The 24,508-nt window shown below is 72.1% G+C and carries 27 protein-coding genes and 1 tRNA gene; 21 read left to right on the top strand and 7 right to left on the bottom strand.

The annotated features are described in order from the left end of the window. Positions 1-14 precede the first annotated feature (14 nt). On the top strand, positions 15-557 hold the full coding sequence (locus ACVWWH_RS17085; RefSeq protein ID WP_457317350.1) for an acyl-CoA thioesterase: 543 nt from the start codon (positions 15-17) through the stop codon (positions 555-557). Positions 558-572: 15 nt separating this feature from the next. Further along, positions 573-2,411, top strand: a complete 1,839-nt coding sequence (locus tag ACVWWH_RS17080; RefSeq protein WP_457317349.1) for a gamma-glutamyltransferase family protein — start codon at positions 573-575, stop codon at positions 2,409-2,411. An 18-nt stretch (positions 2,412-2,429) separates the two neighbouring features. Here ACVWWH_RS17080 and ACVWWH_RS17075 read toward each other — a convergent pair whose 3' ends face one another. Then, positions 2,430-3,833 (bottom strand): DUF1731 domain-containing protein, encoded by a 1,404-nt coding sequence (locus ACVWWH_RS17075; protein WP_457317348.1) that lies wholly within the window; start codon positions 3,831-3,833, stop codon positions 2,430-2,432. A 9-nt stretch (positions 3,834-3,842) separates the two neighbouring features. Beyond that, complete coding sequence (locus ACVWWH_RS17070; protein ID WP_457317347.1) at positions 3,843-4,361, bottom strand: MarR family winged helix-turn-helix transcriptional regulator; 519 nt, start codon at positions 4,359-4,361, stop codon at positions 3,843-3,845. A 97-nt stretch (positions 4,362-4,458) separates the two neighbouring features. Here ACVWWH_RS17070 and ACVWWH_RS17065 point away from each other — a divergent pair, with 97 nt between their 5' ends. Both ACVWWH_RS17065 and ACVWWH_RS17060 read left to right on the top strand, forming a co-directional pair. Beyond that, positions 4,459-5,034: an NADPH-dependent FMN reductase gene (locus ACVWWH_RS17065; protein ID WP_066497360.1), complete on the top strand. Its 576-nt coding sequence runs from the start codon at positions 4,459-4,461 to the stop codon at positions 5,032-5,034. 80 nt (positions 5,035-5,114) lie between these two features. Next, positions 5,115-5,960, top strand: a complete 846-nt coding sequence (locus tag ACVWWH_RS17060) for an NAD-dependent epimerase/dehydratase family protein (RefSeq protein WP_066497362.1) — start codon at positions 5,115-5,117, stop codon at positions 5,958-5,960. A gap of 128 nt (positions 5,961-6,088) precedes the next feature. Here ACVWWH_RS17060 and ACVWWH_RS17055 read toward each other — a convergent pair whose 3' ends face one another. From ACVWWH_RS17055 to ACVWWH_RS17040, 4 genes are all read right to left on the bottom strand, one after another. Next, a complete protein-coding gene (locus ACVWWH_RS17055) occupies positions 6,089-6,292 on the bottom strand; it encodes a cold-shock protein (RefSeq protein ID WP_066497363.1) in 204 nt (67 codons plus the stop codon). Positions 6,293-6,521: 229 nt separating this feature from the next. Beyond that, positions 6,522-6,725 carry a hypothetical protein gene (locus tag ACVWWH_RS17050; protein ID WP_380665838.1) on the bottom strand — a complete coding sequence of 68 codons (204 nt, stop codon included), beginning with the start codon at positions 6,723-6,725 and terminating at the stop codon, positions 6,522-6,524. A gap of 75 nt (positions 6,726-6,800) precedes the next feature. Beyond that, entirely contained in the window at positions 6,801-7,526 is a 726-nt protein-coding gene (locus ACVWWH_RS17045; RefSeq protein ID WP_066497366.1) for a response regulator, read from the bottom strand. After that, entirely contained in the window at positions 7,523-9,181 is a 1,659-nt protein-coding gene (locus tag ACVWWH_RS17040; protein WP_457317346.1) for a sensor histidine kinase, read from the bottom strand. Before ACVWWH_RS17040 ends, ACVWWH_RS17045 begins: the two co-directional genes overlap by 4 nt. Before the next feature lie 134 nt (positions 9,182-9,315). Between ACVWWH_RS17040 and ACVWWH_RS17035 the strand changes: the two genes are divergently transcribed. From ACVWWH_RS17035 to ACVWWH_RS16980, 12 genes are all read left to right on the top strand, one after another. Further along, a complete protein-coding gene (locus ACVWWH_RS17035; RefSeq protein ID WP_447421759.1) occupies positions 9,316-10,701 on the top strand; it encodes a cation:dicarboxylate symporter family transporter in 1,386 nt (461 codons plus the stop codon). A gap of 238 nt (positions 10,702-10,939) precedes the next feature. Continuing rightward, complete coding sequence (locus tag ACVWWH_RS17030) at positions 10,940-11,851, top strand: ParA family protein (RefSeq protein WP_066497371.1); 912 nt, start codon at positions 10,940-10,942, stop codon at positions 11,849-11,851. Continuing rightward, on the top strand, positions 11,838-12,704 hold the full coding sequence (locus ACVWWH_RS17025; RefSeq protein ID WP_457317345.1) for a segregation and condensation protein A: 867 nt from the start codon (positions 11,838-11,840) through the stop codon (positions 12,702-12,704). Before ACVWWH_RS17030 ends, ACVWWH_RS17025 begins: the two co-directional genes overlap by 14 nt. Next, complete coding sequence (gene scpB, locus ACVWWH_RS17020) at positions 12,691-13,248, top strand: SMC-Scp complex subunit ScpB (protein WP_457317344.1); 558 nt, start codon at positions 12,691-12,693, stop codon at positions 13,246-13,248. Before ACVWWH_RS17025 ends, scpB begins: the two co-directional genes overlap by 14 nt. Before the next feature lie 111 nt (positions 13,249-13,359). Continuing rightward, entirely contained in the window at positions 13,360-14,370 is a 1,011-nt protein-coding gene (locus ACVWWH_RS17015) for a pseudouridine synthase (protein ID WP_066497375.1), read from the top strand. Between the two features lie 9 nt (positions 14,371-14,379). After that, complete coding sequence (locus tag ACVWWH_RS17010) at positions 14,380-15,480, top strand: prephenate dehydrogenase (protein WP_066497377.1); 1,101 nt, start codon at positions 14,380-14,382, stop codon at positions 15,478-15,480. A gap of 83 nt (positions 15,481-15,563) precedes the next feature. Then, entirely contained in the window at positions 15,564-16,277 is a 714-nt protein-coding gene (cmk, locus tag ACVWWH_RS17005; RefSeq protein ID WP_457317359.1) for a (d)CMP kinase, read from the top strand. Positions 16,278-16,311: 34 nt separating this feature from the next. Then, on the top strand, positions 16,312-17,862 hold the full coding sequence (gene der, locus ACVWWH_RS17000; RefSeq protein WP_066497380.1) for a ribosome biogenesis GTPase Der: 1,551 nt from the start codon (positions 16,312-16,314) through the stop codon (positions 17,860-17,862). A gap of 193 nt (positions 17,863-18,055) precedes the next feature. Continuing rightward, positions 18,056-18,129, top strand: a tRNA-Pro gene (locus tag ACVWWH_RS16995). Between the two features lie 88 nt (positions 18,130-18,217). Further along, the gene (locus tag ACVWWH_RS16990; protein ID WP_066497381.1) at positions 18,218-18,622 is read left to right on the top strand and encodes a VOC family protein; all 405 of its coding nucleotides are present in this window, start codon (positions 18,218-18,220) and stop codon (positions 18,620-18,622) included. Positions 18,623-18,681: 59 nt separating this feature from the next. Further along, on the top strand, positions 18,682-19,731 hold the full coding sequence (locus ACVWWH_RS16985; protein ID WP_066497383.1) for an LLM class flavin-dependent oxidoreductase: 1,050 nt from the start codon (positions 18,682-18,684) through the stop codon (positions 19,729-19,731). Between the two features lie 70 nt (positions 19,732-19,801). Beyond that, positions 19,802-20,377 carry a dienelactone hydrolase family protein gene (locus ACVWWH_RS16980; protein WP_066497384.1) on the top strand — a complete coding sequence of 192 codons (576 nt, stop codon included), beginning with the start codon at positions 19,802-19,804 and terminating at the stop codon, positions 20,375-20,377. Positions 20,378-20,419: 42 nt separating this feature from the next. On the opposite strand, the gene ACVWWH_RS16975 is transcribed toward ACVWWH_RS16980, so the two are convergent. Further along, positions 20,420-21,337 (bottom strand): Fpg/Nei family DNA glycosylase, encoded by a 918-nt coding sequence (locus tag ACVWWH_RS16975; protein ID WP_066497386.1) that lies wholly within the window; start codon positions 21,335-21,337, stop codon positions 20,420-20,422. A 179-nt stretch (positions 21,338-21,516) separates the two neighbouring features. Between ACVWWH_RS16975 and gcvH the strand changes: the two genes are divergently transcribed. The 5 genes from gcvH (at position 21,517) to ACVWWH_RS16950 (ending at position 24,491) form a co-directional block, all read left to right on the top strand. Beyond that, the gene (gene gcvH / locus ACVWWH_RS16970) at positions 21,517-21,903 is read left to right on the top strand and encodes a glycine cleavage system protein GcvH (RefSeq protein WP_066497387.1); all 387 of its coding nucleotides are present in this window, start codon (positions 21,517-21,519) and stop codon (positions 21,901-21,903) included. A gap of 33 nt (positions 21,904-21,936) precedes the next feature. After that, positions 21,937-22,422 (top strand): FHA domain-containing protein, encoded by a 486-nt coding sequence (locus ACVWWH_RS16965; protein WP_066497388.1) that lies wholly within the window; start codon positions 21,937-21,939, stop codon positions 22,420-22,422. A gap of 11 nt (positions 22,423-22,433) precedes the next feature. Then, positions 22,434-23,159, top strand: coding sequence for a transcriptional regulator FtsR (gene ftsR, locus ACVWWH_RS16960; RefSeq protein WP_066497390.1), 726 nt, complete (start codon positions 22,434-22,436; stop codon positions 23,157-23,159). After that, the gene (locus ACVWWH_RS16955; protein WP_066497392.1) at positions 23,159-23,659 is read left to right on the top strand and encodes a bifunctional nuclease family protein; all 501 of its coding nucleotides are present in this window, start codon (positions 23,159-23,161) and stop codon (positions 23,657-23,659) included. Before ftsR ends, ACVWWH_RS16955 begins: the two co-directional genes overlap by 1 nt. Positions 23,660-23,897: 238 nt before the next feature. Further along, entirely contained in the window at positions 23,898-24,491 is a 594-nt protein-coding gene (locus ACVWWH_RS16950; protein ID WP_066497393.1) for a MerR family transcriptional regulator, read from the top strand. Positions 24,492-24,508 lie beyond the last annotated feature (17 nt).

The raw sequence follows: 24,508 nt of genomic DNA, 5'->3' as shown, positions 1-24,508 counted from the left end.
GGTAACATAGCGGCATGCACCTGCTCCTGCGAACCCTGATGCTCCTGGTCACCTCGCGCCGGCGGCCTCCGCTGAGCCTCTGGGGGACCTCGTCCCTGAAGTTGCGCGTCCTTCCCACCGACATCGACATCGCCCTGCACGTCAACAACGGGATGTACTTCTCGCTCATGGACCTCGGCAGGTTCGACCTCATGGTGCGGGCCGGGATGTGGGACCGCATGCGCGCCCGCGGCTGGAGCCCCGTGGTGAACCTCGAGACCATCACGTTCCGCAGGTCGCTGACGCTCTGGCAGGCCTACACCATCGAGACCAGGATCATCGGGTTCGACGAGAAGGCCATCTTCTTCGAGCAGCGCATGGTGGCCGGCGGCGAGATCTACGCCCGCGCCTACCTCGCCACGCGCCTGGTCTCGAAGTCCGGGCCGGTGGCCAACGAGGAGATCTTCGCCGAGACCGGCCGGCCGCCCGCAGACCTCGTGCTGCCCGAGTTCCTCCACCGCTGGCGCGAGGAGAACGCGCTGCCCAGCACGCGCCGCCCCGCACCGCACCTCTGGTAGGGCTAGCGTGGGGTGATGGACTTCACGACCCGGCCCGAGCTCGCCGGCACCTTCGGCATGGTCTCGGCGACCCACTGGATCGGCGCCCAGGCGGGCATGGCGATGCTCGAACGCGGGGGCAACGCGTTCGACGCCGCCGCTGCCGCCGGCTTCGCGCTCCAGGCCGCCGAGCCGCAGCAGAACGGCCCCGGCGGCGACATGACCCTCATCGTCGCCGAGCCCGGGCGGCCGCCCCGCGTCCTGAGCGCCCAGGGTCCCGCGCCCGCCGCGGCAACGCCCGCCGCGTTCCGGGCGCTCGGCCTCGGGCACGTGCCGGGCACCGGGCTCCTCGCCGCGGCCATCCCCGGCTCGACCCTCGGCTGGCTCACGCTCCTGGCCGACCATGGCACGCTCGCCCTCGCGGACGTCCTCGGGCCGGCGCTGGCCGTGGCCGAGGACGGTCTGCCCGTCACGGCCAGGCTCGCAGCAGTCCTCGAGCGCATGGCGCCGCACTTCCGCCAGCACTGGCCCTCCTCGGCCGCGGTGTACGCCCCCGGCGGGCAGCCGCCGGCCGCCGGCACCCTGCTGAGGAACCCGGCGCTCGCCCGCACGTGGCGCCGGCTCCTCGAGGCCGAGGCCGGGGCGGCCGCCCGCGGTGCGGGCCGCGCGGACGCGATCGGCGCCGTCGTGCGCGAATGGACGGCCGGATTCGTCGCCGAGGCGATCGACGCGTTCTGCCGCGTGCCGCAGCGGGACTCGAGCGGCGACGCCCACGCGGGCCTCATCACGGCGGCGGACCTGGCCGCCTGGCGCCCGCACTACGAGCCCACGGTCTCGCTCGACTTCCGGGGCTGGACCGTGCACAAGTGCGGCTTCTTCAGCCAGGGGCCCGCCTTCCTGCAGCAGCTCGCCATCCTGGATGCCGTCCCCGGCTTCGGCGAGGGCGCGCTCGCCCCGGGCACCGAGGGGTACCTCCACACCGTCCTCGAGGCGACCAAGCTCGCGCTCGCGGACCGGGATGCGTGGTACGGCGACGGACCGGGTGTGCCGGCGGACGAGCTCCTCTCGCCCGGGTACGCGGCCGCCCGTGCGGCGCTCATCGGCGAGACGGCCTCGCTCGAGCTGGTCCCCGGCTCGCCCGCCGGGAGAAAGCCGCGCCTGCCCGATCTCGTGGTGCGGGGCGGCTTCGACGCGGCCGGTGTGAACGGGCTGGGGGAGCCCAACGCGGTGCGCGCGCTGCAGGAGGCCACTGCCGCGGGCGGCCTGCCCGCAGCGGACGGGAGGGCCCGGACCGACACTGTCCACATCGACGTCGTGGACCGGTGGGGGAACATGGTGTCGGCGACGCCGAGCGGCGGCTGGCTCTCGAGCTCGCCGGTCATCCCCGAGCTGGGCTTCCCGCTCGGCACCCGGCTCCAGATGGCCTGGCTCGAGGAGGGGCTGCCCAACACCCTGGCGCCGGGGCGCAGGCCCCGCACCACGCTCTCGCCCTCCCTCGCTGTGCGCGGCGGGGACGCGGTGCTCGCCTTCGGCTCGCCCGGCGGCGACCAGCAGGACCAGTGGCAGCCGCACTTCTTCCTCGACGTCGCCCTGCGGGGAGCCGGGCTGCAGGAGGCGATCGACGCCCCCGGGTTCCACTCCGTCCACTCGCCGTCGAGCTTCTACCCGCACGAGCACCAGCCCGGCGTTGCCCTGCTCGAGGGACGGTTCGGCGCGGACGTCGTGGAAGGGCTGCGGCGGCGCGGCCACCGGGTGGGCGTGGCCGGGAACTGGGAGATCGGGCGGCTGTGCGCCGTGGCCCGGGACCCGGCCACCGGCATCCTGCGCGCAGGGGCGAATCCCCGGGGAATGGCCGGCTACGCCGTCGGGCGCTGACGGCGCCTTGGGCCCGCGCTAGGCAGCCATCTCGCGGAAGGCCGCGGCGAGCTGGGGGTAGCGGAACTCGAAGCCGGCGTCCTTGAGCACGCCCGGGACGGCCCGGACGCTGTCCAGGGCGAGGTCGGGATTGGTGCGCAGGACCCCGGCGGCAGCCCGCAGGAGTCCGGCCGGGGCCGGGATGCCCACGGGGACTCCCACGAACTCCCGGATGTGCGCCATGAGCTCGCGGTTCTGCACCGGCTGCGGCGACGTGGCGTTCACCACCCCGTCGGGCAGCTCCACCGCGGCCTCGCCCGCCGACGGGACGAGGCCGAGGGCCGCGCGCGCGATCCGCAGCCAGTCCGCGGCGTGGATCCAGCTGAACCACTGCTCGCCCGTGCCGAGGTGGCCTCCCGCCCCCAGCCGCGCGGGCCCGGTGAGGCGCGACAGGACCGCGGCGTCGCGGTCCAGCACCACCGCCGTGCGCAGCACCGTCGCGCGGGCGGCGGCGGAGGGATCGAACGCGGCCTCCCAGTCGCGCACCACCGCCGCGAGGCCGGGGGCGTCGGACGGGGGAGCGGCCCGCTCGTCCATCGGCTCCTGCGAGTCGCCGTAGATGCCGACGGCGCTGAGCTGCACCCAGCGCTCGACCGGCCGGGCCCAGGTCCGGCTCGCCTCGACGAGGGCGCGCGTGGGCGCGACCCGGCTGTCGCGGAGCAGCGCGAGGTTCGCCTCGGTCGCGGGCCTGTCGAGGCTTGCGCCGCTGAGGTTGACGAGGGCGAGCCGCTGCACCGCGCCCAGCTCGGCACTCCAGGGGCCCTGGCTTCGCCCGTCCCAGAGGATCTGCCGGAAGGGCCCGGGGCGGGGGGACCGGGCGAGCAGCGCCACCTCGTGGCCCGAGCAGAGCAGGTCCGCCGCGAGCAGGGTGCCGAGGTACCCGCTGCCGCCGGCGAGGACCGTGAGCGCCGGGCGTGCCGCGGCGTCGTCCGCAGGATTCCCCGCGGGCGCGGCGAGTTGGTACAGGCGTGCGCACTGGGCCGCGAAGCCGCGCACGAGGGGCTCTCCGGCCGTGAGGCCGAACTGCTGCGCGAGCGGGCCGTCGATCACGACGCGCTGGGTGAAGAGCGTGCCGCCGTCGCGCTCGGTGAGGGCCCACTCGATCTCCTGGGCGCCCCGGGGCTGGGGCTGGCGGAGCACGAGCCGGCGGCCCGGCTCGACCTGCGTGACGGTGAACCCGGGAGCCGTGCGCCGGTGGAGCGCCCCGAGAAGCCGCTGCGCGGGCGCGTAGTGCCCCCGGGTCCCCTCGGCGAGCGCCGAGCCCAGCCCGGCCTCACCGACCGCAGGATTCCATTCCGGCCACCGCCGCACCTCGGAGAGCACCTCCCAGAGGGCGCCTGCCGGGAGGTTGAACCACTGGGATGCCGTGCGATGCCAGGTCATGGCCGCAGTCTAATGGCCGGTGTCCCCGCATCCGGCGGGCCCGGCGGCCTCGCCCTCGGCCGCGGCGATCGCCTCCGCGATCCGGTGGCACGCCTGCCCGAACACCGCCTGCTGCTCCGGGGTGAGGGGGTCGAAGACGATGCGCCGGACGAAGTCGACGTGGCCGGGCGCCGCGTCGACGATCGCCGCCCGGCCGGCCTCGGTGAGGGTCACATCCTGGCCGCGGGCGTCGTCCGCGGAACAGCTGCGGCGGATCAGTCCCTTGGCCTCCATCCGCCTCAGGATGTGCGAGAGCCGGCTGCGCTCCCAGCCGAGCTCCTGGGCGGCGGTCCCGGAACGCAGCACCCTGTCGGGGCACTCCGAGAGGGTCGCGAGTACCGAGTACTCGGGTCCGGACAGCTGCGAGTCCCTCGTGAGCTGCCGGTCCACCGCGGGGGTGAGGCCCCACACGAGGCGGCGCAGGGCGAGCCAGACGTCCTTCTCTCGGTCATCGAGCCAGCGCGGCTCGGCGGTGGTGCGGGTGCTCACGGCATCTCCTCGGGTCCCCTTGATGCTTGACACATCAATTATGCGCGTGCTGTAGTTGAACCATCAACTTTGATTGATGCGTCAACAAGGAGAGCACATGAGCAGGATCGCCGTCATCACCGGAAGCACGCGCCCGGGCCGGAACAACCGCCAGGTCGCCGAGTGGGTGCTGGCCCGCGCCCAGGAGCGCCAGCCCGAGGTCGAGTTCGAGCTCGTGGACATCGCCGACTTCAACCTCCCGCTCCTCAACGAGGCGGTCCCGGCCGGGTACCAGCAGTACAGCAACGAGGCCACCAAGGAATTCTCGGCCCGCATCGACGAGTTCGACGGCTTCATCTTCGTCACGCCCGAGTACAACCACTCGGTGGCCCCGGCCCTGGCGAACGCGCTGTCCTACCTCAATGCCGAGTGGGCGAACAAGGCTGCGGGCATCGTCTCCTACGGCTCGGCGTTCGGCGTCCGCGCGGTCGAGCACCTGCGCGGCATCCTCTCCGAGCTCCAGGTCGCGCATGTGCAGAAGGCCGGCATGTTCTCGCTCTTCGGCGACTTCGAGAACTTCTCGGTGTTCGCGCCGACGGAGATGCAGGCGGCCTCGGTCGATCCCATGCTGGACCAGCTCGTGGTGTGGACCAGGGCGCTCGAGTCCGTCCGCGCGGGGGCCACCGCCCTCTGACGGACGGGGGTGGCGCCCCGGGGCGAACCCGGCAAGGATGGTCGGCAGTGGCCACACGGGCCGCACGGGAAGGGGAGTCCATGGAGATCGTGCTCACCGGAGGAAGCGGGAAGCTGGGGCGGGTGGTCCTAGCGCACCTGCGCGAGGCGGGCCACCGCGTGTGGAGCCTGGACGTGGCGGGGGAGCGGGACCCCGGGTTCATCCGCACCGACCTCACCGACTACGGCCAGGTGGTGGACGCCTTCCTCGGGGTCGACGACCGCCATGACGGCATCGACGCCGTCGTCCACCTCGGCGCCATCCCGGCGCCCGGACTCGTTCCGGACGCCGCGACGTTCCGGAACAACATGCTGGCCACGTACAACGTGTTCCAGGCCGCCCGGCGCGCGGGCGTAAAGCGGATCGCCTACGCCTCGAGCGAGACCGTGCTCGGGCTGCCCTTCGACACCCCGCCGCCCTACATCCCCGTCGACGAGGAGTACGCCGCGCGGCCCGAGAGCACCTACTCGCTCGTGAAGCACCTCGAGGAGCAGATGGCGATCCAGCTGTGCCGCTGGGACCCGGAACTGAGCATCAGCGCGTTCAGGTTCTCCAACGTCATGGTGCCCGAGGACTACGCCGCCTTCCCGTCGTTCGACGCGGACCCGACGCAGCGGAAGTGGAACCTGTGGGGGTACATCGACGCCCGGGACGGCGCCCAGGCCGTCGAGCGGGCCCTGGAGTCGGCCCGGCCCGGCTTCGAGGCCTACATCATCGCTGCGGCCGACACAGTCATGTCGCGCAGCTCCGCCTCGCTCGCCGCCGAGGTCTTCCCCGGGGTCGAGGTGCGGGAGGGCCTGAGCGAGCACGAGACCCTGCTCGGGATCGACAAGGCGCGCAGGCTGCTCGGCTACGATCCGCGCCACTCCTGGCGCGACCACGTCTAGGCCGGAGGAGGGCCCGGGCGGCCTCCGCCGATCCGGGTCCTGAGACGCCGAGAGGGCCGGCAGCGAGTCGCTGCCGGCCCTCTTCAGGCTTCATCAATCACCGGCGCCCCGTGCGGGGCGCCCGGGAATCAGAGCGGGCGGACCTTGGCGGCCTGCAGGCCCTTGGGGCCCTGCTGGGTCTCGAACTCGACCTTCTGGCCCTCGAGGAGCTCGCGGTAGCCGTTCGATTCGATGGCGCTGAAGTGAACGAACACATCAGCCGAGTTGTCGTCGGGAGCGATGAAGCCGAAGCCCTTTTCGCTGTTGAACCACTTCACGGTGCCAGTTGTCATGACTGCCCTTTCGGGGTCGGTGCAGGCCCCGGCGGTCGGGACCTGATATGCAGCGGTGTTCGTAAAACCGCTAGCACGCACCGCACCCCGCCTCCGGCGGAGGCAGGAGCCGTACAGGCACAACGTGAAACACAACGACTACAGGTACAACGGTACAGGAGCGGGGCCCTTGGGGCGAGTGTCCACGTGTGCGCGCGATCCGCGCCGGCGAGTCTGCGCCGCACGCGCGTCAGTCGATCCCGAGCTCGATGTCCGGGTTCTCCTCTTCCTCCGCGTCGAGCTCGATCATCCGGCGCGGATCGTGCAGCGGGTCGAGCTCGTCCATGGTCTCCGGATTGTCGCTGGAGCCCTCCGGAGCCTGGCTGTCCCGGCCGTCGAGGGGCTCGGTGAGGTCATCGTCCTCGGTGTTGCCGAAGTCGAGGCTGTGGGTCATCATCTGTCCTCTCGCTGTTCCTGCATCAAATCTAGGCCGCCCGCGGCGGTCGCGACAGGGTCCCGGGAAGGCGCCTTAGCCGTTCCAGCGGTACTCGTTCTCGGGACGACCGGGCGCCCCGTACCGGGCCGAGCGGGTGACCTCCTTCGTCTCCGCGAGGTGCTCGAGGTACCGGCGCGCCGTCACCCGGGAGACCCCCACCGCCTCCGTGACCTCGGAGGCGGAGACGGGCGCCGCCTTTGCACGGAGGAAGTCCCGGACCGCCTCGAGCGTCCCCGCCGAGAGGCCCTTGGGCAGGGGCCGGGCCACCGGGGCGCGGAGGGCGGCCAGGGCCTCGTCCACGGCGGCCTGCGAGGCCGGGCCCGCGCCGTCCGCGAGCGCCTCCCGGTAGGCGCGGTAGTGCTCGAGCCGCTCGGCGAACGCGGCGAAGGTGAACGGCTTGATGAGGTACTGCACGACGCCGACAGAGATCGCCCGCCGCACGACCGGCAGCTCGCGCACCGCCGTGATCGCGATGATGTCCACCGGATGGCCCGCGGCCCGCATGCGCCGGCCCACGTCCAGCCCGTGCAGGTCCGGCAGGTTCATGTCCAGCAGGACCAGGTCCACGGGCTCCCCGGCGGCCGCGAGCTCGCCGGCCAGGCGCAGCGCCGACGCGCCGTCGCGCGCCGTCCCGGCATGGACGAATCCGGGGACGCGCTCCACGTACGCGGCGTGCGCCGCCGCCGCGATCGGCTCGTCCTCGACCACGAGCACCCGGATCCCGGAGGTGGCCGACCCGCGTCCCTTCGCCGCGCTCACGGGGTGTCCCCCTTCCTCGGGATCTCCACCGTGAACACCGCCCCGGCTCCGCCGGTGACGGCCAGGGTGCCGCCGAGGCGTTCGACGGACCGCTTCACGAGGGCGAGGCCGAGCCCGCGGCCCTGGCCGGCATGCGGCTTGGTCGAGTACCCGTAGCGCAGGATCTTCTCCGCCTCGCCTCCGGGCACGCCCGGCCCCGAATCGGCGACCTCGATCACGAGGGAGGCCCCGTGCTCGGCGATCTCGAGGGAGACCCAGCGGGGGGCGTCCCCCGCCGCTGCGGCGTCGATCGCGTTGTCCACGAGGTTGCCGACGATGGTCACCAGGTCTGCCGCCGCGAGGCCCGCCCCGGCGAGGGACGCGGTGGCCTCCGCGTCGAGCCGGACCCCCCGTTCGTTGGCCTGGGCCGCCTTGCCCATGATGAGGGCGGCGAGGACCGGCTCGTCGATCGAGACGACGAGCTCATCGGCGAGGGACTGGCTCAGCTGCAGGTCCTCGGTCGCGAAGGCCAGGGCCCGGTCCGTCTGGCCCAGCTCGAGGAGCGAGACGATGGTGTGCAGCCGGTTGGCGTGCTCGTGCGTCTGGCTCCTGAGCGCGTCGGAGAGGGTGCGCATCGTCTCGAGCTCGTTCCCGAGGGCCTCGATCTCCGTCTGGTCCCGCAGGGTCGCCACCGAACCGAGGACGCGGCTGCGCCGGCCCTCCTGGGAGATAGCCGGCTCCTGGTTCACCACGAGGACCCGCTCGTCGGTCACGTGGATCTCGTCGCGGGCCGTCCGGCCGCTCGCGAGCAGCTCGCGCAGGCTGCCCGGGATGCCGAGCCGGCTCAGGGCCGGAGGCGCGGGGAGCGCACGGCGCGGGGCGCGGGGCCAGCGCGAGGTGCGGGGGCCGGCGTCGTCCGCCTCCTGTTCCTCCGGGAGGCCGAGGAGCCGGGAGGCCTGGTCGTTCCGGATCACCACGCGGCCTCTGGCGTCGACGAGGAGGACCCCCTCGCGGACCGAGTGCAGCACCGACTCGTAGTAGGCGAAGAGCTGGCCGAGCTGCTCGGGCCCGTAGCCGCGCGTCACCCGCTTGAGGTACCGGCCCACGCCGAGGGAGCCGAGGGAACCGAGGGCGAGCACGACGGCGGCGATCGCCAGGAGCGCGGGCAGCCGGCCGGCGACGGCGACCTCGATGGCGCTCACGGTCACGCCCGCCGCGACCATGCCGATGACCCTGCCGCCGTCTGTGATCGGGACGATCGTGCGCACGGAGGGCCCCAGGGTCCCCTCGACCTCCTCGGTGAACGGGTGCCCCGCGAGCGCCTGGTCGATGCTCCCGATGTACTTCCCGCCGATCTGGGACGGGTCCGGGTGCGTCCACCGCGTCCGGTCCGGGGCCATGATCGTGATGAAGTCCAGGCCGGCATCGGCCATGACCCTCTTCGCGTACGGCTGCAGGACGGAGGAGGGGTTGACCTGTGCGGCACCGCGGGCCGCGTCCACCACGAAGGGGCTGTCGGCAAGGGCCGAGGCCACGGCCAGGGTGCGGCGCCCGGCCTGGTCGTGCGTCTGGTCCCGCGCGTCGACGTACATGGCCGTCCCCATGAAGCCCGTGAGCACGATGACGGCGAGCACGAGGGTCCAGAGCATCCGGGCGGCCAGGCTCAGCGGGCGCATCGGATTCCTCTCATCCTCCAGTGACCAATATGACCGCAACGGTGAGGTCTGTCACAGCGCCATCCACAGTGGGATGTGAACCGGCCCACCCCGGGCCAGAAGTCAAGGTATCAACGAAGGAGCTCTCCGTGGCAATGTCGCCAACGGCACCCGATGCGGCGCCCGCCAAGAAGAAGTCGGTCGACCGCACCCATTGGCTCTACATCGCCGTCGTCATCGCCGTGGTCCTCGGCGTGGCGGTCGGCCTGATGTTCCCCGGCAAGGACGGGTTCGCGGCCAACCTCAAGCCCCTCGGCGACGGGTTCGTGGCCCTGATCAAGATGATGATCTCCCCGGTCATCTTCTGCACGATCGTCCTCGGCATCGGCTCGATCGCGAAGGCCAAGACGGTCGGGAAGGTCGGCGGCCTCGCGCTGCTGTACTTCATGGTCATGAGCACGTTCGCGCTCGGCATCGGCCTCGTGGTGGGCAACCTCGTCCACCCGGGTCAGGGCCTCAACCTCAAGGACGCGACCTACAAGGCGACGCAGTCCGCGGACACGACCGACTTCCTCCTCGGCATCATCCCTAAGTCCCTGCTCTCCTCGCTCACGGCAGGCGACGTCCTCCAGACGCTCTTCGTGGCCCTGCTCGTGGGCTTCGCGCTCCAGCGCATGGGCCGCACCGGCCGGCTGCTGCTCGACTTCATCGCGCAGGCCCAGGCCCTCGTGTTCCGGATCCTGATCATGATCATGTGGGTCGCGCCCATCGGCGCGTTCGGCGCGATCGCCGCCGTGGTCGGCGCGACGGGCTGGAAGGCCGTCCTCAGCCTCGCGACGCTCATGATCGCCTTCTACATCACGTGCATCCTGTTCATCGTGGTGGTCCTCGGCACGATCCTCAAGGTCGTCTCCGGCGTGAACATCTTCAAGCTCATGAAGTACCTCGGCCGCGAGTACCTCATCATCGTCTCGACGTCCTCCTCCGAGGCCGCCCTGCCGCGCCTCATCGCCAAGATGGAGCACCTCGGCGTGTCCAAGCCGGTGGTCGGCGTCACCGTGCCCACGGGCTACTCCTTCAACCTCGACGGCACGGCGATCTACCTGACGATGGCCTCCCTGTTCATCGCCAGCGCGATGGGCCAGCCGCTCGCCCTCGGGGAGCAGATCGGGCTGCTCGTGTTCATGATCATCGCCTCCAAGGGCGCAGCGGGCGTCTCCGGCGCCGGCCTCGCCACCCTCGCCGGCGGCCTCCAGGCCCACGCCCCGCAGCTCGTGGGCGGCGTGTCCTTCATCGTCGGCATCGACCGCTTCATGTCCGAGGCCCGCGCCCTGACCAACTTCACCGGCAACGCGGTGGCCACGGTCCTCATGGGGACGTGGACCAAGGAGATCGACGCCGCGCAGGTGACCGAGGTGCTCTCCGGCCGCAGCCCGTTCGACGAGACCACCATGATCGCCGACCACGGCCACGGCGACGGCGGCGAGCTCTCGGTCGGGGCCACCGGCGCCGGCGCCGAGGAGGAGCTCGTCCGCGCCTGATCTGCCGCCGCCGGACCCCGCGCACGACGCCGGGCGGGTCGCCTCCGCGAGGGGCCCCGCCCGGCGTCGTGCCCGCCTTCCGCGAGGCGAACCTTGAAGTTCAAGTTGAGGGTGAGGCGCGCCCGGGGGCCGATTGTCAAGGTCCGCACAATGCATGTCGCCCGTGTGTAGGCTGGTGAGCCAAGGACGCCGTAGGTACGCGAATCGCCGCCAACGAATCGAAAGTGTGGATGGACACGTGAGCACAGAGCAGAGCGCAGCGACTCTGGACGGCATCTCCGGCTCCCTCGAGGGAACGGAGGGCACGGTGGAGCTCGGACCCACGGGCCGGCCCCTGCACACGTTCCAGGTCCCCGCGCCGCTGAGTTCGCACGGGCCGGCCCGGATCATCGCGATGGTCAACCAGAAGGGCGGCGTGGGCAAGACGACGTCGACCATCAACCTGGCCGCCGCCCTCGCGGAGTACGGCCGGAAGGTCCTGCTCGTCGACTTCGATCCCCAGGGCGCCCTCTCCGCCGGGCTCGGCATCAACCCGCACGAGCTCGACACCACGGTGTACAACGTGATGATGGACCGCCACGTGGACGTCCGGCAGGCCATCCGCAGCACGGAGGAGCCCAACGTGGACCTCCTTCCGGCCAACATCGACCTCTCCGCCGCCGAGGTCCAGCTCGTCACCGAGGTGGCCCGGGAGCAGGTCCTCGCGAGCGCGCTGCGCAAGGTCGAGGACGAGTACGACGTCATCCTCATCGACTGCCAGCCCTCGCTCGGCCTCCTCACCGTCAACGCGCTCACTGCCGCGCACGGCGTGGTCATCCCGCTCATCTGCGAGTTCTTCGCGCTGCGCGCCGTGGCCCTGCTCGTCGAGACCATCGAGAAGGTCCAGGACCGCCTCAACCCGCGCCTCGTCGTGGACGGCGTGCTCGCCACGATGTACGACGCCCGCACCCTGCACAGCCGCGAGGTGCTCGCGCGCCTCGTCGAGGCCTTCGGCGACAAGGTCTTCGAGACCGTCATCAAGAGGACCATCAAGTTCGCCGACGCCACGGTGGCCGCGGAGCCGATCACCCGGTACGCGTCCAACCACCCGGGCGCCGAGGCGTACCGCAGCCTGGCCCGCGAGCTCGTGGCCCGCGGTGGAGCTCCCTGATCCCGAGCCGGCCGACGCCGCACCGGGTGCGGGCGGCTTCGAGGTCCGCCTCGAGAACTTCACCGGACCGTTCGACCTGCTGCTCGGGCTCATCGCCAAGCACCGCCTCGACATCACCGAGGTGGCCCTGGCGACCGTCACCGACGACTTCATCGCCTACACCCGGGCGCTCCAGGCGAAGGGCGAGGACTGGGCGCTCGACGAGGCCAGCGAGTTCCTCGTCATCGCCGCGACGCTGCTCGACCTCAAGGCCGCCCGGCTCCTGCCCCAGGGCGCCGTCGAGGACGAGGAGGACGTGGCCCGGCTCGAGGCCCGCGACCTCCTCTTCGCCCGCCTCCTGCAGTACCGCGCCTTCAAGGAGATCGCAGGGATCTTCACCGCAACCCTCGACGCCGAGGCGCGCCGCTTCCCGCGCTCGGTGACCCTCGAGCCGGCCTTCGCCGCCCTGCTCCCCGAGCTCGTGTGGCGGCACACGCCGGAGCAGTTCGCCGCCCTCGCGGCGAAGGCCTTCGCGCCCAAGGAGGCCCCGCCCAGCGAGGTCGGGACGGAGCACCTGCACGCCCCGCCGGTGAGCGTGCGCGAGCAGGCCGAGCTGATCGGCCTGCGGCTGCAGGGCTCCGGCCCGCTGAGCTTCCGCGCCCTGACGGCGGATGCCGAGTCCCGGCTCGTCGTGGTGGCGCGGTTCCTGGCCCTGCTGGAGCTGTTCCGCGACCGGGCCGTGGCCTTCGAGCAGGCGGCGCCGCTCGCCGAGCTGAGCGTGCGCTGGACCGCCGGCGAGGACTGGAGCGCCGAACGGGTGAGCGAGGAGTACGAGGATGCCTCAGACAGGGAGGGACAGCATGCAGCTGGCTGACCCGGCGGTCCGCGCGGCGCTCGAGGCCGTGCTCATGGTCGTCGACGAGCCGATCAGCGCGGCCGAGCTCGCGGCCACCCTCGAGGTGCCCCAGCAGGACGCCGAGGACGCGCTCGAGGAGCTCGCCGCCGAGTACGCCCGGCAGGGGAGGGGCTTCGAACTCCGCGCGGTCGCCGGCGGGTGGCGGTTCTACTCGCGCCCCGAGTACGCGGACATCGTCTCCCGGTATGTGCTCGAGGGCCAGACCGCCCGCCTGACCCAGGCGGCGCTCGAGACCCTCGCCGTGATCGCCTACCGGCAGCCCGTGGGCCGCTCCCGCGTCGCGGCGATCCGCGGCGTCAACGTGGACTCGGTGGTGAAGACGCTCGTGACCCGCGGCCTCGTCGAGGAGGCCGGCACCGACCCCGAGTCGGGAGCGATCCTGTACCGGACGACGTCGTACTTCCTGGAGCGGCTCGGCATCGGCTCCGTCGCGGAGCTGCCCAAGCTCTCGCCGCACCTGCCCGGGCTCGACGAGCTGGGCGGGATCGACGCCCCCTTCTGAGCCCGGGAGGGCCGGGAGGGCCGATCCGGTATCCTTGACGGGGGCATTCGCCCACTTTCTACCACCAACGCAGCCCCGGACGGGCTGCTTCATACTGCAGAGGCATTGGTTATGGCACAGGCGGGACGCCAGGGTTCACCACGCAACGGGGACAACCCCCGTAGGAACAGCGCGCGCGGCAGCGCGGCGCGCGGAGGCGCCAAGGGCGCCCCGAAGGGCGCGGCGCGCAAGCGCGGCGAGCGCCCCACCCCCAAGGGGACGGGCGCGGCGCCCTTCGCCAACGAACGCTTCGGCAGGAGGCTCGGCCCGGTGGACCGCGCCGGCCAGGGCGCGCCGCGCAGGTCGCCCTCGCCGCTGCCCGCCCACGAGCCGCGCACCCGGGCCCAGATGGCCGAGGAGGGCGTGCGCCTGCAGAAGGTCATGGCCAATGCGGGCGTCGCCTCGCGCCGGGTGTGCGAGGAGCTCATCGCGGAGGGCCGCGTCGAGGTCAACGGGCAGATCGTGACGGAGCTCGGCACCCGGGTCAACCCGGAGACGGACGTCATCCACGTGGACGGGGTCCGCGTGCAGACCGACGAGCACCTCGTCTACATGGCGTTCAACAAGCCCCGCGGCGTGGTCTCCACGATGGACGACCCCGAGGGCCGCCCCTGCATCACGGACTACCTGCGCCCGGGCTCGCCCGAGCGGCTCTTCCACGTGGGCCGGCTCGACACGAACACCGAGGGCCTGCTGCTGCTGACCAACGACGGCGAGCTCGCCAACCGCCTCACCCACCCCTCCTACGAGGTCCCCAAGACCTACGTCGTGCAGGTCCGCGGCCCCATGCCCCAGGGCATCGGCGCCCAGCTGCGCCGCGGCGTCGAGCTCGAGGACGGCCTCGCGAAGGTCGACTCGTTCCGGCTCGTCGACTCCACGCCCGGGTTCGTGCTGGTCGAGGTGGTCCTGCACTCGGGCAAGAACCGGATCGTCCGCCGCATGTTCGACGCCGTGGGCTTCCCGGTCCAGCGGCTCGTCCGGGCCAAGATCGGTCCGATCGGGCTGGGCGACCAGAAGCAGGGCACGATCCGCCGGCTCGGCAAGCAGGAGATCGGGCACCTCATGGCCTCTGTGGGCCTGTAGGGGGAGAGCATGTCCGCAACACACCTCCACGGCCCGGTCGTGGTCATCGGCACCGGGCTGCTCGGAACGAGCATCGGCCTCGGGCTCGAGCACCGCGGCGTCCCGGTCTTCCTCGAGGACACCTCGCCCACCAACCAGGCCGTCGCCGTCGACATCGGCGCGGGGCGGCCCATCGCGGAGTTCGAGGCGGACCGCGGGGCCCAGCCGGAGCTCGTGGTGGTGGCCACGCCGCCGGACGTGGCCGTCGACGTCGCCGCGGGCGCCCTCCAGCGGTGGCCGCGCGCCGTCGTCGTCGACATCGCGAGCGTCAAGGGCGCCATCGTGCGCGGGCTGCGGGAGCGCGGCTCGGACCTGGGCCGCTACGTCGGGACGCACCCCATGGCGGGCCGCGAGAAGTCCGGGCCCGTCGCGGCCAGGGGCGAGCTCTTCACGTCCATGCCCTGGGTCGTGTGCACGGCCCCCGAGTCCGATCCCGGCGCGGTCCGCCTCGCCAAGGCCCTCGGCTCGGACCTCGGCGGCATCGTCGTCGAGCTGGACGCCGACGAGCACGATGAGGCGGTCGCGCTCGTGAGCCACCTGCCCCAGGTCATGTCCTCCCTGCTGGCCTCGCGCCTGCAGGGCACCGACCTGCGGCTGCTGGCCCTCGCGGGCAACGGGCTGCGCGACACGACGCGCATCGCCGCGAGCGATCCGGGCCTCTGGGTGCAGATCCTCGGGGCGAATGCGTCCAAGATCGTCCAGCACCTGTACGGTGTGCGCGAGGACGTCGAACGCCTCATCCGCACCCTCGAGGCCCCCACGGCCCCGGGGGCGCGGCTCGACCTGGCCCAGCTCATGACCGAGGGCAATGCGGGCCAGGCGCGGATCCCGGGCAAGCACGGCGGGCCGCCGCAGGCGTTCGCATGGCTCACAGTCCTGGTCGACGACAGGCCCGGGCAGATCGCCAGGCTCCTCACGGAGATCGGCGAGATCGGGGTCAACCTCGAAGACCTGCGCCTCGACCATTCGTCGGGGCGGAACGTGGGCATGGTGGAGATCTCGGTGCTGCCGAGCAAGCACGACGCCCTGGTGGCGGAACTGGAGGAGCGCGGATGGCGGGTACTGCAATGAGCGAGCAGGAGACGGGGCAGGACGTGGCGCGGTCCACGGAGCTCCATTCCCTCAGCACGGCGCAGGGCACTTCCGTGCGCTATATGCCCGCGCCCGGCGCCGAGCCGCTGCGGCTGGGGCGGCCTCTCGTCGTGGCGATCGACGGCCCGAGCGGCTCGGGGAAGTCGAGCGTCTCGAAGGAGGTGGCGCGCCGGCTCCGGCTCGCCTACCTCGACACCGGCGCCATGTACCGCGCGGTCGCGTGGGACTGCCTCGAGCGGGGCCTGGACCTCTCCGACGGCGCGCTCGTGGAGGCCGCGGCCCGCAGCCTCGACCTCGAGCTGAGCACCAGCCCCGCCACCGAGCGGGTCCGCGTGCGCGGCGTGGACGTGACCGCGGCGATCCGCGAGCCCCGCATCTCGGCCTCGGTGAGCGCCGTCGCGACGAATCTCGGCGTGCGGGACGAGCTCATCCGCCGCCAGCGCGCGATCATCGCGGCCCACGGCCGGCGCATGGTCGTCGAGGGCCGGGACATCACCACCGTGGTCGCGCGCGACGCCGAGGTGCGGCTCCTGCTCACCGCCTCCGAGGAGGCCCGGATGCGCCGCCGCGGGGCCCAGCTCGGCGGCACCCAGAACGCCGAGGAGCTGCATGAGCAGGTCGTCGCCCGGGACGCCAAGGACTCGGCGGTGGCCAGCTTCACCCAGGCCGCCGACGGCGTCTTCACCGTCGACTCCTCCGACCTCGACTTCGACCAGACCGTCGACGCCGTCCTCGGCGTCGTGCACGCGGCCGTGAGCCGCCCGGCCGGCGCGTGAGCCCGGCCCCCTGACACCCTTCAAGGAGACCCCCATGACCGATTCCCTGGACACTGGGACCGCCGGCGCCGCCGGGAACGACGAGTACGTGCCCGAGGGCGCCGACCAGGTCGCCGAGCATCTCGCGGCGATGGACGACGCCGAGGCGGACCAGCGCGCAGCGACCCTGCGCGCGGGCCTGGACGACTACGACCTGGACGAGGAGGACGCGCGCCTCCTCGCGGACCAGGGCGAGGACTGGGACGCGGACACCCCGACCCGGATGGACCCCGTCCTGGCGATCATCGGCCGCCCCAACGTGGGCAAGTCCACGCTCGTCAACCGCATCCTGGGCCGCCGCGAGGCGGTCGTCGAGGACGTCCCCGGCGTCACGCGCGACCGCGTCTCCTACCCCGCGGAGTGGACGGGACGGAAGTTCACCCTCGTGGACACGGGCGGCTGGGAGCGCGACGCCAAGGGCCTGCACGCGATGGTCGCCGAGCAGGCCGAGGTCGCGGTGAGCATGGCGGACGCCGTCCTGTTCGTCGTCGACGCCACGGTCGGGGCGACGGCCACCGACGAGGCCGTCATGCGCATGCTGCGCAAGTCCAAGAAGCCCGTGCTGCTCGTGGCGAACAAGGTGGACGACTTCGCCCAGGAGGCCGACGCCTCCATGCTGTGGGGGCTCGGATTCGGCCAGCCGTATCCCGTCTCGGCCCTTCACGGCCGCGGCGTGGCGGACCTGCTCGACGCCGCGCTCGAGGTCCTGCCCGAGTTCTCGGCGATCGCGGGCGTCGAGCGTTCGGGCGGCCCCCGGCGCGTCGCGCTCATCGGCCGGCCCAACGTGGGCAAGTCTTCGCTCCTGAACAAGCTCGCCGGCTCCGAGCGCTCCGTCGTGAACGAGCTCGCCGGCACCACCCGGGACCCGGTCGACGAGTACATCGAGCTCGGCGGCCGGACGTGGCGCTTCGTGGACACCGCGGGCATCCGCCGCCGGCAGCACATGGCCCAGGGCGCCGAGTACTACGCGTCCCTGCGGACGCAGGCCGCGCTCGAGAAGGCGGAGGTCGCCGTCGTGCTCCTCGCCTCGGACGAGGTGCTCTCCGAGCAGGACGTGCGCATCCTCTCGCTCGCGATCGAGTCCGGGCGGGCCCTCGTCATCGCGTTCAACAAGTGGGACCTCATGGACGACGAGCGCCGCCGCTGGCTCGAGCGCGAGATCGAGAAGGACCTCGCCCACGTGGAGTGGGCGCCCCGCGTCAACCTCTCCGCGAAGACCGGCTGGCACCGCGACCGCCTCGTGCCCGCGCTCGACAAGGCCCTCGCCGGCTGGGACACCCGCATCCCGACCGGCCGGCTCAATGCGTTCCTCGGCGAGCTCGTCGCTGCCCACCCGCACCCGGTGCGCGGGGGCAAGCAGCCGCGCATCCTCTTCGGCACCCAGGCCCAGAGCCGGCCGCCGAAGTTCGTCCTCTTCACCACCGGGTTCCTCGACCCGGGCTACCGCCGCTTCATCACGCGCCGCCTGCGCGAGACGTTCGGCTTCGAGGGCACTCCGATCGAGATCAGCATGCGCGTGCGCGAGCGCCGCTCGAAGAAGAAGTAGGCCCCGCACGACGCCGGTGGGTTGCCCCCAGAGGGCGGCCCACCGGCGTCGTGCTTTCTCCGCCCATACCGTGTCCCGTGGCAGCCGCGGCGGAGGCGCGCCGGGCGCCGCTCGATTCGCGCCGATCGCCCCGTTCGGATATGCTGGAGCGGTTGCTTCGCCGGGCGTGAGAGCGTCAGGCGCGGGCGATGTTCGGGCTGTAGCGCAGCTTGGTAGCGCACTTGACTGGGGGTCAAGGGGTCGCAGGTTCAAATCCTGTCAGCCCGACCGGCAGGGACCCGATCCGCGGAAGCGGATCGGGTCCCTTTCTCGTTGGGCGCCGTCGGATCCGCCCGGGAGCGCCACGTTTCCGACCGTGGACAACGATCCGATCGCCGTGGCGCACATCCAGATCAACCTCTTCTGCGACGATGTGCCGGCCTGCCTCGGCTTCTACCGGTCCCTGGGCCTTCCCGAGGTGTTCCGCTTCCCGGCGAGCGGTGCCGTCGAGCACGCGGAGGTGGACGCGGCCGGCACGCGGCTGGGGCTCACGTCCGCCGCGGCTGCCAACCGGATCGCCGGCCTCGGAGTGGGCACGGGCGGCGGACGGTCTTCCGAGGTGGTGCTCTGGTCGCAGGACGTCGACGGGCTGTTCGCGCGCGCCGTCTCTGCGGGCGCGGCCGCCGTCGCCGGCCCCATGGACTCGCCGGACGGCCGGCTCCGGTACGCCTGGGTCCTGGACCCGGCCGGGCACCAGGTCAAGCTCGTCCAGGCGCGCTGAGGCCGGCGGCAGCGCGAGGGCGAGGAATACGCCTGCACCGGCCGGCAGTTGTCGCCCGTGTGAAGGCCTTCGGATTCCTCTCGTTCGGACACTACGCGCAGGTGCGCGGCTCGCAGACCGGCAGCGCGGCGGACATGATCCGCCAGGCCGTCGACCTGGGCGTGGGCGCGGACGAGCTCGGCGTCAACGGCGCCTACTTCCGCGTCCACCACTTCGCGCCGCAGCAGGCCGCACCCGTGCCGCTCCTCAGCGCGATCGCCGCCAGGACCGCGCGCATCGAGGTCGGCACCGGCGTGATCGACATGCGCTACGAGAACCCCCTGTACCTCGCCGAGGAGCTGGCCGCCCTCGACATCATCAGCGCCGGCCGGATCGCGATCGGCGTCAGCCGGGGCTCGCCTGAACCCGCCCTGCGCGGCTACGAGGCGTTCGGCTACACGGGGGCGCAGGATCCGCGGGGCGCCGACCTCGCCCGGGCCCACTTCGAGCTGTTCCTCAAGGCGATCGACGGCGAGGGCATCGCGCCGGCGGACCCGCGGCAGGCGCCGCCCGGGACCCTGCTCCCCGTCGAGCCGCACTCGCCGGGCCTGCGCGAGCGGATCTGGTGGGGGAGCGGCACCCGTGCCACGGCGGAATGGACCGGGAGGCTGGGGCTGAACCTCATGAGCTCGACCCTGCTCACCGAGGCCACGGGCGTGCCCTTCCACGAGCTCCAGCGGGACCAGATCGATGCCTACCGGGCCGCCTACAGGGAGGCGGGGCACACGCGTCCGCCGCGCGTCTCGGTCAGCCGCAGCATCTTCCCGATCGTGAACTCGAAGGACGCGATGTACTTCGGCCGGCGCACGGACTCCGACCAGATCGGCATCATCGACGGCTTCCAGTCCACCTTCGGCAAGACCTACGCGGCCGAGCCGGACGAGCTCGTCGAGCAGCTGCGGGCGGACTCGGCCGTCATGGCCGCCGACACCGTGATGCTGACCATCCCGAACCAGCTCGGGGCCGAGTACAACCTCCACATCCTGGAGGCCTTCGCGGAGCACGTGGCCCCGGAGCTCGGCTGGAAGCCCAACACGGAAGGCCCCGTCGCCGGCGATCCGGTCGGCTGAGCGCGCGTTCCGGCGCGTGTCGGTCCCTCATCGCTGGCCGTCCGGGCGCGCCCGGGCTAGCGTGTGCGGCATGGCAGACATCCTCCTGTTCCACCACGCGCTCGGCCTCACTCCCGGGGTGGCGTCCCTCGCGGACACCCTGATCCGCAACGGCCACACCGTGACGACGCCGGACCTGTTCGAGGGCAGGATGTTCGCGACGATCGACGAGGGGGTCGCGCACGCGCGCGAGATCGGCTTCGACGAGATCATGGCCCGCGGGGAGCGCGCGGCCTCGTCCCTGCCGCAGGACCTCGTCTACATGGGCCTCTCGCTCGGCGTGCTGCCCGCGCAGAAGCTCGCCCAGACCCGCGCGGGAGCGCGCGGCGCCGTCTTCTTCTACTCGTGCGTGCCGGCCGAGGAGTTCGGCGGCCCGTGGCCCGCCGGCGTCCCGCTCCAGGTCCACGGCGCCGAGCAGGACCCGATCTTCATGGAGGAGGGCGACGTCGACGCCGCCCGCGCGATCGTCGCCGGGGCACCGGACGCGGAGCTCTTCCTCTATCCGTCCACCGCCCACTACTTCGCGGACTCGACCCAGACGGGCTTCGACGCAGCCTCGGCCTCGCTCGCGGTGGACCGCGTCCTCGCCTTCCTCGAGCGGATCTGAGCCCTCGACAGGATCGGGGCCGCTGTCGGCGGCGGCGCCCGGCTACTTGAGGAACTTGGAGGTGCGGCGGTCGGCGAGCGGCTTCCCGCCCGTCTGGCAGGTGGGGCAGTACTGCAGGGCGCTGTCCGCGAACGAGACCTCCAGGATCGTGTCCCCGCACACCGGGCACGGCTCGCCCGCCCGGCGGTGCACGCGCATGATCCGGCGCTTCTCGTCCTTGAGCTCGTCGGGCGGATGGCCGCGGTCCTCCTCGATCGCCTCGGTGAGGACCCGGCGCATCGTCGTGTAGAGCCGCGCAGTCGCGTCGTCGTCGAGGGTCGAGGCGATCGCGAACGGCGAGATCTTCGCGGCGTGCAGGATCTCGTCGCTGTAGGCGTTGCCGATGCCCGCGATGATCTTCTGGTCCCGGAGCAGCCCCTTGACCTGCTTGCGGTGATGCAGGAGCTTCCGGAAGGCCTCGAGGGTGAAGTCCTCCGCGAGCGGCTCGGGGCCGAGGTCGGCGAGGGCGGGCACGTCCTCGAGCCGGCGGACGATGTGCACGGAGAGCCGCTTCCACGTCCCCGCCTCGGTCAGGTCGATCCCGGTCTCCTGCCCGTCGCGCACGAACCCGAACCGCGCCGCGACGTAGCCCTTTCCGCGGGGTGGCGCCGCCTTCGGCACCTCGTCGGTCACCCGCACCCACCCGCCCAGGGCGAGATGGACGACGACGGCGAGCGGGCCGGCGTCGACCGCGCCGCCGCCGGACCCTGCGTCCTCGGCCGGGAGCGGCTCGGTGACCAGGACGAGGAACTTGCCGCGGCGGCCCACAGAGTCGACCCGTCGTCCCACGAGAGCGGTGTACGGGGGATCGGCGGTCTTGAGCGCGTTGATGGCCCCGATCCGGACCTGCTCGATGACCGCTCCGGCCAGGCGCTGGTCGAGGTACTCGGCCAGCGCGGTGACCTCCGGCAGTTCCGGCATGGGACCCCTCCTGACCTGGCATGGACTGCTCGTGCTCCATCGTGGCAGGAAACGGCCCCCGGCGCAGCGGGCCGTGGCGAATCGGCGCGGTGTGCTTGTGCCTATACTTTCAGCGATACCGCACCCAGAGGCCTGCCGGGCATGCCCGCCGGCCTCGACGTCGACGAAAGGCGAGCCCCATGAGCAAGGTCCCCGCGGAGCTGTCCTACACGGCCGAGCACGAGTGGGTCTCGACTGAGCCCGGAGACGGCGTGGTGCGCATCGGCATCACCGACTTCGCCCAGGATGCCCTCGGCGACGTGGTCTACGTCCAGATGCCGGAGGTCGGCACGGAAGTGAGCGCCAACGGCGTCGTCGGCGAGGTCGAGTCGACCAAGAGCGTCAGCGACATCTACGCCCCCGTCGGCGGGACCGTCGTCGCGCGGAACGAGGCCCTGGACTCCGATCCGGCGCTCGTGAACTCCGACCCCTACGGCGAAGGCTGGCTGTTCGAGGTCCGCCTCGCCGACGACGCGCAGACGGAGAGCCTCCTCAGTGCCGCCGAGTACGAGCAGCAGGTAGGGTAGAAGTCTGATTCCGGGACTGTTCAGGAGGAACTGATGGTGAGCCACGAGCGCCGGGACGTCGGCGCCGACGAGGTGACGCAGCGTCAGGAATCGGCGTCCGAGACGACGTCGATCCACATGCCGCCGATCCATGCCGACACGACGATCGCACCTGCGCTGAGCGCCGAGGAGGCCAAGGCAGTCGCCGCGCTGCCCTACGGTTCGGCGCTGCTCATCGCGCATGCCGGGCCCAACTCGGGCGCACGGTTCCTGCTCGACTCGGATGTCACGACCGCGGGACGCCATCCGAACGCGGACATCTTCCTCGACGACGTGACCGTCTCGCGCCGCCACGCCGAGTTCAGGAGGGTGGGCCGCGGCTTCGAGGTGGTCGACGCCGGGAGCCTCAACGGAACCTACGTCAACCACGACCGGGTCGACCAGGTCGCGCTGCGCAACGGTTCGGAGGTGCAGATCGGCAAGTTCCGGCTCACCTTCTACCTCAGCCCCGCACAGAGCCCGGTGCGGCCTACCGCCTGAGAGGCGGATCCATGGCAGCTGCTCAGCCTGAGCGCAAGGGGGCCACGGCCCTGAACATCGGTGAGGTCCTGGCCACCCTGGCCGAGGACTTTCCCTCGATGACGGCCTCCAAGATCCGCTTCCTGGAGGACAAGGGGCTCATTGCGCCGCACCGCACGCCCTCGGGCTACCGGCAGTACAGCGACGGCGACGTGGAGCGTCTCCGCTTCATCCTGGCCCTCCAGCGCGACCAGTACCTGCCGCTGAAGGTCATCAAGGACTATCTCGATGCCGTCGACCGCGGCGAGCGGCCCGAGGCGCTTCCCGGCGGGGTGAGCATCGCCCCGCGCGCCGTCTCGGACGAGCTCAGTGCCCAGCTGGGCGGCGCGCGTCCGCGCTCCCTCGGCGAGGCGCAGCTGCGGGCGGAATCAGGGGCGAGCGCGGACCTCGTGGAGGCCATGGCCACGTTCGGGCTCATCACCGCCGAGGATGGCCGGTACGACGAGCACGATCTCGCCGTGGCCCGCTCCTGCGTCGCGCTCGCGGACCACGGCCTCGAGCCCCGGCACCTGCGGCCCTTCCAGACGACCGCGGAGCGCGAGGTGGCGCTGATCGAGCGCGCCGTGGCGCCGAGCGCGTCGCGGCGGGACTCCGCCTCCCGCGTGCGGGCCGCCGAGGAGGCGCGCGAGCTGGGTGAGCTGTTCCTGACCCTGCACCGTGCACTGGTCCACGGGCTGATCTCGAGGATGGATGGCTGATGATCGAGGTAGAAGTCGTAGGTGTCCGCATCGAGCTGCCCTCGAACCAGCCCCTGGTGCTCCTGAAGGAGGCCCACGGCGAGCGGCACCTGCCGATCTGGATCGGCACCGCGGAGGCCAGCGCCATCGCTCTGGCCCAGCAGCACGTCGTGCCGCCCCGGCCGCTGACCCACGACCTCCTCGTGAGCGTCGTGCACAGCCTGGGCCGGCAGATCGTCAGCGCGACCATCGTGGCGGTCGAGGACAGCGTCTTCTACGCTCAGCTCGGGTTCGACGACGGCACCACGGTGGAGTCGAGGGCCTCAGACGCCCTCGCCGTGGCCCTGCGGGTCAACTGCCGCATCTGGTGCGCGGACGCGGTCCTCGAGGAGGCCGGCGTCCAGCTGGCCGAGGGCAGCGACGGCACCGAGGAGGGTGCCAGCGCCGAGGAGGAGGAGACCGAGATGCGCCGCTTCCGCGAGTTCCTCGCGGACGTGGAGCCGGAGGACTTCGACGAGTGAGCGGCTCCGCCGTGCGCCACTCGCGCGGCGGAGCCCGACACGCCCCCACCGCCGGAGGCGATGTCTTTGATTTCGTTCCCCGACGGTTCTAACGTCGTTAGAGACAAGCTCCCATTGCTTCCCCGATGGCCACAGGCGACACTGGAAGGTGGACCCGAGTGTAATTACACGAGGGGCACTTTCGAGGCAGGCTGGCGGGGACTGCGATTCCCCCAGGGGAGCTGTGAAGGAGGGTTTAGTGAGTCCCAAGCGCGAGCACGGAGATCTCAGGCATATTTCCGGCACGGGCACCGAGGCGCCGACCGGCACTCAGGGCCTCCTCTTCGATGACGACCTCCCCGCACTGGACGAGGAGGCCGGCTACCGCGGGCCCACCGCGTGCAAGGCCGCCGGGATCACGTACCGCCAGCTCGACTACTGGGCCCGCACAGGCCTCGTCGAGCCCACCGTGCGCGGGGCAGCCGGCAGCGGCTCCCAGCGCCTCTACGGCTTCCGCGACATCCTCGTCCTCAAGGTGGTCAAGAGACTGCTCGACACCGGCGTGTCGCTCCAGCAGATCCGCAGCGCCGTCGGGCACCTGCGGGAGCGCGGCGTCGAAGACCTCGCACAGATCACGCTGATGAGCGACGGCGCGTCCGTGTACGAGTGCACCTCGGCCGATGAGGTCATCGACCTCGTCCAAGGAGGACAGGGCGTGTTCGGCATTGCAGTGGGACGCGTGTGGCGCGAGGTGGAGGGGAGCCTCGCCGAGCTTCCGAGCGAGCACGCCGCCGACCAGACGTTTCCCGGGGATGAGCTGAGCAAGCGCCGCGCCGCGCGCAGGACGGGCTGAGTCACCTCCTCCCCGCA

This window comes from Sinomonas sp. RB5 (genome assembly GCF_054063535.1).
The sequence above is the reverse complement of the archived record's forward strand: the minus strand, read 5'-3'. Positions and strand labels throughout refer to the sequence as shown.